The organism is Streptomyces sp. NPDC127108 (genome assembly GCF_042677545.1).
In the GTDB taxonomy this organism is placed as follows: Bacteria; Actinomycetota; Actinomycetes; order Streptomycetales; family Streptomycetaceae; genus Streptomyces.
The window spans coordinates 107944-120731 of record NZ_JBHXTE010000032.1 but is presented as its reverse complement, the minus strand read 5'-3'; the positions used below and the strand labels follow the sequence as shown (position 1 = coordinate 120731).

12 protein-coding genes are annotated in these 12788 nt (G+C 65.1%); 2 read left to right on the top strand and 10 right to left on the bottom strand.

Annotated features, from left to right (window positions below):
* Positions 1–172 precede the first annotated feature (172 nt).
* The 7 genes from traB to ACFVHO_RS25960 form a co-directional block, all read right to left on the bottom strand.
* Positions 173–2236, bottom strand: a complete 2064-nt coding sequence (gene traB, locus ACFVHO_RS25990; protein WP_385719178.1) for a plasmid transfer protein TraB — start codon at positions 2234–2236, stop codon at positions 173–175.
* Between the two features lie 86 nt (positions 2237–2322).
* On the bottom strand, positions 2323–2844 hold the full coding sequence (gene traA, locus ACFVHO_RS25985) for a plasmid transfer protein TraA (protein WP_385719175.1): 522 nt from the start codon (positions 2842–2844) through the stop codon (positions 2323–2325).
* Positions 2844–3365, bottom strand: coding sequence for a hypothetical protein (locus ACFVHO_RS25980; RefSeq protein ID WP_385719172.1), 522 nt, complete (start codon positions 3363–3365; stop codon positions 2844–2846). The genes traA and ACFVHO_RS25980 overlap by 1 nt, the downstream gene beginning before the upstream one ends.
* 38 nt (positions 3366–3403) lie before the next feature.
* The gene (locus tag ACFVHO_RS25975; RefSeq protein WP_385719170.1) at positions 3404–3787 is read right to left on the bottom strand and encodes an RRQRL motif-containing zinc-binding protein; all 384 of its coding nucleotides are present in this window, start codon (positions 3785–3787) and stop codon (positions 3404–3406) included.
* On the bottom strand, positions 3787–4842 hold the full coding sequence (locus tag ACFVHO_RS25970; RefSeq protein WP_385719167.1) for a DUF2637 domain-containing protein: 1056 nt from the start codon (positions 4840–4842) through the stop codon (positions 3787–3789). The genes ACFVHO_RS25975 and ACFVHO_RS25970 overlap by 1 nt, the downstream gene beginning before the upstream one ends.
* Positions 4835–5137, bottom strand: coding sequence for a hypothetical protein (locus ACFVHO_RS25965; RefSeq protein WP_385719164.1), 303 nt, complete (start codon positions 5135–5137; stop codon positions 4835–4837). Before ACFVHO_RS25965 ends, ACFVHO_RS25970 begins: the two co-directional genes overlap by 8 nt.
* 14 nt (positions 5138–5151) lie before the next feature.
* Positions 5152–5487: a hypothetical protein gene (locus ACFVHO_RS25960; RefSeq protein WP_385719161.1), complete on the bottom strand. Its 336-nt coding sequence runs from the start codon at positions 5485–5487 to the stop codon at positions 5152–5154.
* Positions 5488–6123: 636 nt separating this feature from the next.
* Here ACFVHO_RS25960 and ACFVHO_RS25955 point away from each other — a divergent pair.
* Complete coding sequence (locus tag ACFVHO_RS25955) at positions 6124–6894, top strand: helix-turn-helix domain-containing protein (RefSeq protein WP_385719158.1); 771 nt, start codon at positions 6124–6126, stop codon at positions 6892–6894.
* Complete coding sequence (locus tag ACFVHO_RS25950; RefSeq protein WP_385719155.1) at positions 6891–7364, top strand: NUDIX hydrolase; 474 nt, start codon at positions 6891–6893, stop codon at positions 7362–7364. The genes ACFVHO_RS25955 and ACFVHO_RS25950 overlap by 4 nt, the downstream gene beginning before the upstream one ends.
* Here the strand turns inward: ACFVHO_RS25950 and ACFVHO_RS25945 are convergent.
* The 3 genes from ACFVHO_RS25945 to ACFVHO_RS25935 all read right to left on the bottom strand — a co-directional run bounded on the left by ACFVHO_RS25945 (position 7352) and on the right by ACFVHO_RS25935 (position 11571).
* Positions 7352–7921 carry an HD domain-containing protein gene (locus tag ACFVHO_RS25945; protein ID WP_385719151.1) on the bottom strand — a complete coding sequence of 190 codons (570 nt, stop codon included), beginning with the start codon at positions 7919–7921 and terminating at the stop codon, positions 7352–7354. The two genes, ACFVHO_RS25950 and ACFVHO_RS25945, sit on opposite strands and share 13 nt — an antisense overlap.
* 11 nt (positions 7922–7932) lie before the next feature.
* On the bottom strand, positions 7933–8379 hold the full coding sequence (locus tag ACFVHO_RS25940; protein ID WP_385719148.1) for a GntR family transcriptional regulator: 447 nt from the start codon (positions 8377–8379) through the stop codon (positions 7933–7935).
* Positions 8380–8712: 333 nt separating this feature from the next.
* On the bottom strand, positions 8713–11571 hold the full coding sequence (locus ACFVHO_RS25935) for an NACHT domain-containing protein (RefSeq protein WP_385719145.1): 2859 nt from the start codon (positions 11569–11571) through the stop codon (positions 8713–8715).
* Positions 11572–12788: the final 1217 nt, after the last annotated feature.

The following is a 12788-nucleotide window of genomic DNA, read 5'->3' as shown; positions in this document are numbered from 1 at the left end:
GGCCGCGCACCCCGGCGCCCCCCGGCGCGGGGGGGGCGGGGGGGCCCCGCGGGGCTCGGGGCTGGGTGTTAGGCGGGGGTGTTAGGTGTCGTGACGGGCCGCTGTTAGGGGCGCGTAACGGCGCGTGTGCCTAGGGGTTTGGGTGTTAGGCGCCCGTAACGTGTTACGGGTGTCAGGCGGCCGTTAGGGCCGTGACGATGCGCCACCGGCCGGTGGCACTGGTCGCCTCCAGACGCCCCTCCAGGGCCGCTTCCTTCAGGCGCAGTGACACCCAGGTGCGGGACAGGTTGTGGGCGTCGCACCAGTCGGTGAAGTCCTTCGGGCCCACGATCATGCGGCCCTCGCTCTCGAACTCCGCCAGGGCCTGCCCGAACAGCCGCCGGGCCTCTTCCGGGGAGGGCTTGCGCCCGGTCTCCTGTCCGAAGATCGGCGCGTCGTCGCCCGGTTGTGCGTCGGGGAGTTCGGCTTCCGGGTCGATGTCCCGGTCCTCCTCGTCGACGAGCAGCCCGCCCTCCATGCCGTCGTCCCCCTCGTCGTCGTCCGGCCAGGCCGCCATCGCCAGTGGTGACGGTGCGTTAGGGCCGGGACGGCCGCGTTGTGCCGGGGTCGGGGCGGGGGGTTCGTCGGGGCCGGGGCGGCCGGTGTAGGCCTGCCCCGCGACAGCGGTCGCGGCTCCGGCGGTGACGGGATCGGCGGTCGCGCCGTGGCACACCGCCCATGTGGCGAGAGCTTGCATGCCCAGGGAGGCGCGCTGGGTGAAGCGCCGGGTGCGGCCGGGGGCGGGGTAGCGCTCTTCGTCGATGCCGGGGCTGACGAGGTAGCAGTAGCCCGGCTTGCGGTTGCCCCAGGCGCCGGGGTGGGCGCCCGCGTCGATGACACGCTCGGGCAGGCTGAAGCCCTCATCGCGCTCGTCACAGCCCAGCGCGATGACCGAGGGCAGCGAGGCCCGGGTGGAGGTGCTCATCTGGTCGTAGGACGGCCGCTGCAGCGACACGATCAGCGAGACGCCCGCGGAGCGGGCTTCCTGCGCGATGCCGGTGAACGCGTCGTCCCCCAGCGCCCGCAGGGTGTTCGCCGCCTCCTCGAACCACGCGACCAGGAACGGCATGCCCGCGCAGCCGCACGCAGTGCCGTCCGGCCGGCAGGAGTGCTGCGGGTCGCTCTGCTGCTGTGCGGCCTCGGGGACCCACTGGCGGTACTGGTGCTGGCCGAGCCAGCGCGTGCGGGCCGGGATCACGGCCTGCACGGCTTCGACCATGACCTCGGTGCCGGTGCCGCCTTCCACAGCCCAGTCATAGCCAGGGAGCAGGTCCTGGAAGTCCTGGAAGGACTTGGGGTCCGACAGCCACAGCAGGACATCGTGGCGGGAGAGGATCTCGGTCTGGAGGTTCAGGGCGGCATCGCCCTTGCCGGAGCCGGTGCCGCCCGCGATCAGCACGTGCGTGCTGTTGCGGCCCTCTTCCGGATCTCCGGGAAGCCAGAGCTGGAGCGGGGCGCCGTCGTCGTAGCGGCCGATGACCAGCGGATCGGCGATCGATCCGCCCGGGTTCGAGGGCTCCTCCCACTCCGCCACGTCGGCGAGCATGTCCTCGGGGACGATGACGAGTTCGCCGCGCCGGGCGGAGTCGGGGTTGGGCCGGTAGCGGACCGCGGTCGTCGGCAGGTCCAGCGCGGATGCGATCCGCGCGAGGGCCTTGGCCATGTCGTCGTTGGTCTGCGTGCCTGGATCCAGCGCCACCGGCGCCGTCACCCGGTTCGGCTCGGCCTTCGCCCGGCCGATCTGCGCACGTGCCAGACCGATCTTCTCCATCAGCCCGCCATCCGCACTGCTGGGGTTGCTCTCGGAGGTGCGCATGAAGATCCGCACGTTCCACGACAGCGCCAGTGCCGGGCCGCCCATCAGGTAGAGGTCGCCGATCGGTCCGGCCGCCGGTCCGGCCAGGCAGGCGGCCGTCAGCCAGGTGGAGCCGAGGGCGGTGGTGATGGCGGCGTGCAGGCGGCGCTGCCTGCTCGCGCTCTTGCCGATCACGTACGCGCCGCCGGACACCGCCACCGAGGTCAGGGTCAGGCCCACGGCGGCGGCCGGGGAGGCCGCCCACCGCTCATGGCCGAGCACCCCGGCCAGACCGACTCCGGCCATGCCGAGCCAGGGCGGCAGGTGCGGCTTCGCCCGGTGCAGCAGGTAGTTGCCGACCCCGCTCGCACCCGAGCCGCCCTCACGCATGTTCAGGGGCATTCCCGTGCTCCTCATGCTGGGCATGGCCGCCACCATCCGTTCTACGTCCCGGCCGTCCTGGTCCGTCAACCTCCACCGCCGGGCGCTCACTGCTGGGCCCAGTTCATCGTGGGCGCGTTGGGCCTGCGGGCGCGGTGGCGGACACGGCCGATCTCTTCCTGGTACTCCTGCTGGAACACCGAATAGGTGGCCGCGGCGTTCTTCGCCGCGTCCTTCAGCGCATCCGCGGACTTGCGCAGCTTGCGCGCCACCTTCGCCGCCCGGATCCGCGAACCAAACGTCCGCCCCTCGGGGTCGGGCACCGCGGCCAGCACGCTCTTGAGGATCTCGGCCGCCATCGCGACCTCCATCGACAGCATCACCCCGGCCGCGCGCAGGGTGTTGCAGTAGTTGCGCACCTGCGCCGGGGAGTTGAACTCCGGCGGCGGCAACAGCGACTGCCCACCCCCGCCGTGACGGCCCCCGCCGCGGTGGACGTTGATGTTGATGTTCGGCATAAAGCTGCCGCCCATCGCTCCGACGAACCCGCCGGCCGCGGCCCCGGCGTTGGCGAACTTGTTTCCCTTGTCGGCACCGCGCGCGGCGCCGTTACGAGTCGGGGTAGCCATCAGTCGGTCTTCTCCTTCGAAGTCGTACGGCGCAGGGCGGCACGCAGGCCGTAGGCGGCCAGCAGACCGAGGACCCAGGCGACCTCAAGCGGCCCGGCCAGCGGACCGAACACGATCGCCAACGCGGCCAACAGGCCCACCACCGCGGCGAGCGCGGCCCCGCCCCACTGCCACACCCGCACCCCGCCGGACAGACGACGGCGCAGCGGCGGGGTGAGCAGCGCGGCCAGGGGCAGCAGACCGACCGTGGCGACCAGGACGCCCGCCCACGGCGCCAAGGCGTGCAGCACGGCCGTCGCGATCAGAGACAGCACGGCCAGACCGGCCGGGAACAACGCCAGACGGTGCCGCCATAACAGGCGCCCCAGGGTGCGCAACGCCTGGCTCGACAGGGTGGGACGTTCGGGCACCACCAACACGAACGACTGCTGGCGGCGCCCGCGTTGGCGCGGGATACGGACGGTGGTGGCCCCGGCGGGCACCTTCACGGTGCGCGCCCGGGGACGGGTACGACTGGACACAGCGAAACTCCAGGAAATCGAAGGGAAGTTGCGGGGGTTCAGGCGGCGGACTGATCCGCGGCGGCGATACAGGCACCGCAGATGCCGTAGGAGCGCGGGATGCAGTAGCCGATGTCGAGTCGGCAGCGCGGGCAGGTGCGACGCGCGAGCATGGCCAGCGCGAGCGCACCCCACTTCCGCGAGGTCATCGGACGGACCCTCGCGGCGCGGTCGATGCGGTAGAGGTAGGCGACGCGGACCCCGCCCGCGCGGCGGTTGGCCCGCATCACCTGCGCGGCAATCGGCTGTCCGCCGGGCCGCAGCCCGCGGGCCCGTAACTGCCGCATGGTGGCCAGGCCGTCCGGGGCCATACGCCAGGGGTAGGTGGGGATGCCGTGCCGGGCCCCGGTCGGGTCGAAGCACTTGCCGTAGACACCGGACATCAGCCCACCGCCTCCAGCGCACCATCCACGGCGGTGGCCTGGGAGCGCTGCTCCTGCAACCGGGCGGACACCCAGCCCACCGACCAGCCGGTGTCATCCGCGAGCTGCCGCACCGTGCGCTCACCCTCACGGAACGAGCTGACGTAGGCGCGCGCCTCGCTCTCCGACATCTTCATGAACACGCCCGCCGCGTTGTTCACGCCGCTCACTGCGGTGTTCACGGGGCGGGCCGGGGTGTTCACGGGGTGCGGAGCGGGCATGCCCGGCAGGGTGCGCTGACGCTCGTGGGCGGCTGTCTGCTCACGGCGTGAACGCTCCGCCTGTTCCTGCTGTTCACGGCGTCGCGCGTCCTCGCGCTCCTGCTGCTCACGCCGTACGCGGTCGTCGTGTTCGCGCTGCTCACGGCGCATGTCCGCCTCGCTGGCAAGGCGTTCACGCTCCATCTGGGCTGCGTGCTCACGCTCTTCGCGGCGCTGGTTCTGCTCGCGCTCGAACCGCTCCCGCTCGACACGTTCAGCGAGTTCACGGGCGGCCTGTTCAGCGTGTTCACGCGCCCGCTGCTCGCGTTCACGCACGGCCCGCGCCTGCTGTTCACGGGCGGCTTGTTCCTCGGCTCGTGAACGCTCGATGTGTTCAAGGGCGCGGCCGATCGCGCGCCGGTAGGCAAGCCCGGCCTCCGCCGTGACGATCAGCAGCAGAGGAGCGACCGCATGCACGGCCACCCCGACCAGATCCTGCTTCAGGGCGCTGTCACCGATGTTGAGGAGCAGCGTCATCAGCCCGGTCATCCACCGCAGCACCGCCGGCCACGGCCCGCCGCTGCCACCGAGACGGGCCACGACCGCGTCCAGACGGACAACGATGACCACGGCCGCGTCGACCACGAGCGGGAGGATCGGGGCCGTCCACTGCCACTCGGCAGGCGTGACCCGCTCCACCAGCGGCGTCACCGTCAGCACGGAGTACAGCACCGCCCCGCCGGTGATGGCCCAGGTGCCGGTGGCGAGGGTGCGCTCCGCGGACTGGATCTGCGCGGGCGACAGGGACTCAAGCATCGCCGCCGCCCTTGGGAACAGCGCTGAACGCGGTCAGCCAGACCGACGCACCCGCGAAGTCCGCGCCTGCCTCCAACACCCAGGTGCGGCCCCCGCTCTGCGTGCCCAGCCGCACGTCCTCACAGGCGATGCCAAGCGCGAGCCGCCACGGCTCGAACGCCCTCAAGTCGTCGTGCAGGGACAGCTCCAGCCGGTTCGGGAAGATCGGCGAGACGTGCACCGACGGGGCCGGGAGGGCGGGGAAATCGGCAGCCACCGCACGCAACGCACGCAGCGACACCGTCAGCTCCTCCATCGCCAGATCAGTCCTCATGCGGCCACCGCCACACCCTGCACCGCGCAGTGGCCCGCGCGCTGCGCCGACGCCTTACGGCGCGTCCGCCGGGCTCGCGGCGCCTGCTTGGGCAAGTCGCTCGCCTTCAGCAGGGCCCGGGCGTAAGCCGCGGCCAGCGGGTCAACCTCCCGCAGCTCCGCGAGGACCTCGCGGGCCACCGCCAGCCGCGCCGCCCGCTCCTCCCCCGACTCCCCGAACTCACCGGTGAACAACTCCGTGTCGAACCCCGCCGCACGCTCAGCGAAGCCCAACGCCAACTCCACGAACTCCGCTGCCGTAACAGCGACATGACCAGCAACGATGCACCTCATGGGTCGTACTCCTCTCAGACAGGAACGGCCCCAACAGCGCCCCCGGAGTAGCCGCTCCGGGGGCGCCCGCCGTTGGAGAAATGACCTCTCGTCGAACTGCACGAGCAGCCACGGACACCCGGCACAAGACGCCGCTGTCGGCGCCGGTGTCGGGGACCGTGAGCACTGGTGCTCAGCACGGGCTCGTACGAGACCCGCGGAAGGTTCTGCGCAGTCAGATCACGCAATGCCAGTCACCACCCGAAAGGCGGATCCGGGCAGGTCACCCGGTCCGACACGGATAGTCGGAATGGTGACCCGCACTCATCGACCGTCCGTGTCCAGACGGCTGAGTCGGCACGCTGTTGAGTTCTTCGCAGTGCGGAATCCGAGCCTTGCATCCGGGCACTGCTCGATCACTCGGGTTTGTTGGCCCGAACCAACATGAGGTACATGTAGTACCTGTTCCTCATCGTGCAGAGAGAGGCTGACCCCGTCAAGCCCCTCGGCTCAGTGGAGTTGGGCGAGCCGCTCCCGCTCGATGCACCAAAGGCTCTCGCTGGCGCAGACGACATACGACTTCGCGCCTGTACGACTCAAGTCGTTCATCGCTAGCGTGAAGTCGTACCAAGTCGTCCTGACAAGACGGAGGTTGGCGTGGCGAACGAACGACTGCGCGGCGCGATCGTGGACTTGGGCCTGACCCTCGATGAGGTCGCCGAACGGCTGGGGGTGGCACCCAAGACAGTGGAACGCTGGATCAACGACCCTGAGCGCAAGCCGTACCGACGCTTCCAGTACGCGACTGCCTCGCTACTGAAGTGCGAAGTGTCGTACCTGTGGCCCGACGAACGGACCTCAGCCGAGGTGACGGCTTCTGGCAACGCAGAGCTAGTCAGGCTCTATCCGCACCGATCCGTCGTGATGCACACGCTTTGGACAGACCTCTACTCCAAGGCGAGGCGACAGTTCGATGTGCTCGTCTACTCCGGGTTCTGGCTAACTGAGGACGCAACGTTCCAGCGCATCGTGAAGGAGAAGTCGGCTGACGGGGTACCCATCCGGTTCATCCTGGGAGATCCGACATCACAGGCCGTAGCCGTTCGCGGGGAGGACGAGGGGATCGGCATAGCGATGGCGAGCAAGATCCGAAACGCACTCATCAACTATGGCCCACTGTTTGGCCTTTCAGGGGTCGAGTTCCGTCTGCACGGCACCACGCTCTACAACTCGATCTACCGGGCTGACGACGAGATGTTGGCGAATGGCCATCTCTACGGTGTCGGCGCCTACATGGCCCCCGTGCTACATCTGCGACGCGTACCCGGCGGCGAACTCTTCGACGCCTACGCTGACAGCGTGGAGAAGGTCTGGGAATCAGCCCGGCCGATCACTTCACCTACTGATTGGGATGGCACTGGCCTATGAGCCGTATCGACTACTTCCGGAACCCGAACGCACCGAAAGCCAATTCGGTGGTCCCCTCGGTCACAGCGATTGTCCAGGACGGCTCGGGTCGCCTGTTGCTCATTCACAAGACCGACAACGACCTGTGGGCGCTTCCTGGAGGCGGCCACGACATCGGCGAGAGCATCGGCCACACCGTCGTACGAGAGGTCATGGAAGAGACCGGAATCGAGGTCGAGGTGGACAACGTCGTCGGCCTCTACACCGACCCTGAGCACGTGATGGCGTACGACGATGGAGAGGTACGACAGCAGTTCTCAATCTGCTTCCGTGCCCACGCCATTGGAGGTTCAGTTCGCACGAGCAGCGAATCGAAGGAAGTCCGCTGGATCGACCCAGCGGACCTTGAGAGATTGGATATCCACCCATCGATGTTGCTGCGCATCCGGCACGGCCTTGACGAATCGCGGCGAGAACCTTACATCGGCTGATCCGTGACGGAGACTTGCGCCAATCGGCTCTCGACTCGCCGTGCGGCTGCATGAATCTCTGGCGCCGCGCGCTGGATGAACCGCCCGACGATCGTGGCCGGTCCGTACCGGTTCACGATCTCTTCAAGCCGCTCAGTTGGCGTGGTCTGAGTTCCATCCGGTGTCGTCGTCATGTCGCAGTAAATCAGGGCGTCGACGAGTCCCGGACTCTCCAGCTCGAACTCGCCCTCAAGGTCCTGCCGCAGTCCCCGCTCCTCAGCTTCCAGGAGCGCGCACGAATGATGGGCGACGAGACGGACGATCCGATCGTCGGCCTCCTCCTCGTCCCGAAGGAACCGCGCGCCGTCCAGCGGATGGAAGCCGGTGACCGCGATGGCCGGCGCATAGCCGATGTCGTGCAGGACCGCGGCGGCCTCCAAGAGTTCTGCGTCGCCTCCCAAGGCCGGCCTCAAGGAGCGAGCACGCTCTGCCACCCCCAAAGAGTGCGCCCACCGGCGTGGGAGCGGTTCGGACAGCAACGATTCGGACAGCGAATACGCCCACTCAGTCAGTCCCATGGTGCCCAAGGCTACGGCCGGGCCATGGGGGTCGGCAGAACACGCACCGTACGCCCCTTGCCATGCACTGTCGCGAGCAAGCCGTTCCCCTCCATCTGCGCCAGGACGCGACGCACAGCCGTCCGGGACACCCCGAACCGCGCGCACAGTTTCGACTCGGACGGGTACGTATCGCCGACCGAAAGCGAGTCCTCCGCGATCAGATCGACCATCCGCTCGACCAGGGAGCGACGATCACCATCCCGCACGATGTGCCACCCGATGCCGGGGGCCGACTCCAGAACACCCTTGGCCTCGAGCACCTTCAGCGCCCGCCGGATCGTGTTGCGGGCGACCCCGTACTCGCGCATCAAGTCGGCCTCGGAAGGCAGCGCTTCGGCAGACTCCTCAGCACTGATCCACTTCTGAAGAGCTTCCGAAATGACCAGGTAGGTCCCGCGCGGACTAGCCTCCGTCACTTCAGCTCCCCTTCATGTCGACGCCTCGCTCGATACTCAGGGTCCCATGGTCGCTCCACGGATGAGGAAGGGCTACGCCTGAGCTCTCCGCGGAAGCCTCACCCGACTGCCCGGGTTACAACCTTCTCTGCTGGTTCAAGGCGGCTCGCTCCGCTCCCTGCGCGGTTCGGACTCCGGCCGGGCCTGCGCTCCTGTCTCCGCCCCGCTCCAGCCCGGCCGACGCCCGAACCGCGCGCACAGCAATCAGCCACCTGGGTGCCGGAGAAGGGGTATGTCGCGCTTGCCGGGCAGGTAACACGCTCCCCGACGCTCTGTCACCTTACGGGGCCATGATCAATCCGAGTCGGGATGGGACATTGATAGCTCCCCCCTTGCCCACTTAGAAGCAAAATCGAAGAACTCTGATCCAACGAGTGTCCGATAGTCCTCCAGGCTGGATTCCGGGACTTTCCTTTGGCGTACACGAGCAAGACAGATGAGGAATTTGTGGGCACCGATACCGTCGAATTCCGACTCTTCTTCACTGCCGCCCTCCGGACCCATCGGTTCGTCCGCATCCATCTCCACCCCGAGCATCCAACTTAGTACTGCACAAGCAGCGAGGTTCGGCCACTCCGACAGGGAAGTATAGTAAATGAGGAACTTCTGCGGTTCCGCCATCCACGGAGTAGGCGCGGACAACAAGACGTTCAGCACCTCCCCCGCGATGCGGTCAGCTTCTTCTGGGGTTACCAATCTCGGGTATGCGAGCTCAGAAATTACATTGTGCGCAGAGGTGCGCTGCGCCAAACGCGGAAATACACTGTATGCCGTCATCACGGAGGGGCCATGCATTTCCACACCCCGGACCGCGTCGAGCAATCCATAGAGGACAGCTAGCGCGGCGGCTCGGGGATTCGCCTGCGTCAGATCATCGAGAAGTACCTCACGAGCGTTTTCCTTATCTTGCTCCTTCCAGAATTTTCTAGTTTCTACGCTTGCATGCCGTGGTACCGATTGAGCCATTGTGATCGCGAACTGCAGTTCGTCAAATTCGAACCTATCACGACGATCACGACCCAGCAGTTCGTCAACGATCACAGACCTTGACTCTGGCGCACACATACTTACACCGGACCAGCCCGAACTAATTGACACCAAGTTGCGCCTTGGGTTCTTGGCGCCAACTTCCAGTTCTCCGCTCATTTGTTGCAACGCTCGAACAACTTGACGGACAACCGTTGGGCGCAGCACCATAAACTCCAGAAGTCGCGCACAGAATGAAATCAGCGCTGCCTTCTGCTTGAAATCACTTACATCATTTGCGTCTTGCAGTGCCAGAATAACAAAGTCATTCGCAGCATCGCCGAGTCGCTCATCCAAGAACTGAACTGCTAGCTGGGCAGTCACATCCCAAGACTCGTTGACGAGGTGACTGCGCAGTTCCCTGTACAGGGAAACCGAATCCCCGCTATCCCGAACTAGCTGCCTAGCGGAAAAATATTCAAGAAAAGTCCGATGCGTAAATGAGTAAATCCGCTCTCCACACGGATTCGTGCCAACATCCGTGAGAACCCAAGCGCGCCCCCGGCAATATTTAACAAATGCTTCCGCTGCAGCATCGGAAATGTCACGATCCTCATATTGCTGCCCTAGCAAATAATCGGAAGTGTAACGAATTAGCTCACGCTCCGTCATCCCTCCTCCGCCGTCCAAGTTGCGCAGCATACTCAGAGCCAAACTGAACATAGCGAACTGAATTCCGCGCTCAAAGGGTTTAGGTGTTGTAATTCCTCGCGACGCGTCCCATCGCTCGAAGAGAAACTCTGAGCACCGCCTGTAGAGGTCAGGGCGGTTTCGAGGAATGTACCCCTCACCTCTATATAGTGCGCACATAAGCCCAAGCATAAGCGGATTCGAAGTGAGATCTGACGCGTGCGACGCCTCAACGAGGAACCTCCCAGTCATATCTCCTTCTCCAGAAGATCTACGCACATGGGAGAACCACTTATTTACATACTCCTCCTGCTGATTGCTATCGAAAGGAGAGAGGTGTGACACGGTGAATAGCGTCTCATCCAGCGGAGCCATCTCATAACCCACTCGGCGAGAGGTAACCAGGATGGGCGTTGTGGGATAAGCGTGGGAAAAGGCTTCCACCATATCAACGACGGCTGTTCGCAGGCTCGTATCCGTTAGCTCATCCAGGCCATCGAAGATTACTACTGCTCTACCATTCAACAGGAGATACTCGATTGCCCCCTCGGGGGCTGGCGTAGAATAATCCGCTTTAGACTGCTTTTCCAAGAATTCAATAATGGACTCTTGCTTTGCTTTGTAATGACCAGCGTAGTCGCGCAGCACCACTCGCAAAGGTGTCTGCAGCGCCGGCACCGTCCCCAACCCGCGAGCAACATCCAGCGCAAGCTTGAGTGCCAGCGTAGTTTTTCCTCCTCCAGGGTCTCCAAGAACTACGAGTCTAGTAACTTGCTTGAGCAGTTCTCTCACATTAAAAGAATCTTCTCGCCCATGCCGCTTGTCTCCAGTGGTCAATTTAGGCTCAACGTAGAGACTTTCAAAGGGGACACGTGCTCCTGACTCAGTCTGCGCTGGCCTAATCCGACCGTGTATTTTTGTGCACTGCCGAGACAGCTGACCTGAAAAGTGGTCAACGGCTGCTAGGTTCGTAAGTCTGCGATGAAGCTCAGCGTTTCTAGATGCTGACGCGACATACGAGGAGATAATTTCAGGCGTAAAAGCCCGCTTACCGATCCCGCTTTCTGCTTGGTGGCGTTTTACCTCCCTCCATGAGATCGCAACGATTTCCGCAAAGAGGGCACCCGCAACTAGCCGAATATTTGCGTCTTCCATTCCTGCATATCTCCGGAGCGAGATCTCAAATGTCTCCTTTAGTACAGTGAGGTGATTATCAGGGTCCCCGGGCATGCAACCTGCGATTGCGACTTCAAAGCACATATTTTCAAACTCGGCCGACTGTGTGAAGCTTAGAATCTTTTCTCGATCGGCAGCAGAGATGTCGACCAAGGCCGCATCGACCTCATCCGCACCATGGAATTCGGCGTGAGAAGCACGCTTCTTAATGGCGCGCCGTTCCAAGCGTGAGCGCGCCCCTCCAAGGAGCATCGGTCCCATGACGCGCCCAGCCGCTGAACCTGCTGCAGAAACAACGCTGCTCGTGATCGGATCCGCCATGGTTCCCCCTCGCTGCTGTGGATGGTTTCCTACGAGGCTAGAGCAGCGATCCTGCGCGAGGGCGTGTTTCGCGGACAGACGCTGTGTCAAAGTTCGGGATGCACAAACTGTTGACCAAGCCAAGGCGCTCGAACGCCGATGCAGCGTACCTCCAGACCGTGAGCAAGCGCCGATGTCTGCGAACCGACAGTGCAGTTGGAAGGTGGGCCCGGCGCAAGGCGGAGCCCCGACCTAAGTTGATTCGGGACCAAGAGGTCATCGCGGAAAGCCACACTGCCGCGCGTCTGCCGTCGCAACTTGCCCTGGTCAACGAAATCGGCAGCATGGCTATGACCGGTGGGGGTGCAGCGAGACACACGCACGCCTGGTCGGTCGGCGCACCCGCCGTCGTGGCTGGCTGTCCTCGGCTGAGGTCCAGACCCAAGACCAAGCTTCTGCCCAAGCGTTCTTCGAGGCGAACGGGTCGTGCCATTCGCGTGCCAGATCCTACGGGGAATACCAGGGAACAGCGGGGATTGGCCACAGGTAGGGGCAGGACCCCGTCACTGCCCCGCCGCAGGTCAGCTCAGCAGCAGCTGCCAAAAAGCCCAAGCTTCCCAAGCTGAGGCACCGTTGCCTCACGGGACCCATTTCGCGCGGCACACCATCCCAGGCTCCAGCCATCAGCGCAGATTGATGACGACAAGGACCAGGATGACGAAACTGGGGACGAACCAGATGGGTGGACCTGGTACGCGCGCGTATCTGCCCCGTGAGTCTCGAGGCTGAGCCCGTCTACGCTTCGCCATCTTCGCTAACCTCCCGGACGAACACTTCCGCGACCGGTCCTACGTCACCACCCAAGTCCGGGCGCCACAGGGAGCCAAACTGGGGGCCAGCCTAGGCGTCTTGCCGCGTACGCATGCGGACTTTCGCGAACGCGGCGGCCCTGCGCCCGCAGTAGGTGCAGAGAGAGTCAAGTGACCACGATGTGGATCAAGTTAGCAATCCGATAAACGGATTGGTTTGTACCGGTGAGCGGCCAGGGCAGGACGGGGGGCCGGTCCTTGGGCGGGACAGGCCTTCGGCATGGGTGCACGGGTGTCTCGCGGTCCCGTCGTCCCAGTCGGCACGAGGGCTTACGCACAGGGTCGTAGTGCCCTGCTGCCCGCCGCCGAAGGGCGGCTGGTGGGGCGGTTGTCCTCGTGCGCCCTTGGCAGCGGAGCGTTTCATTGCCG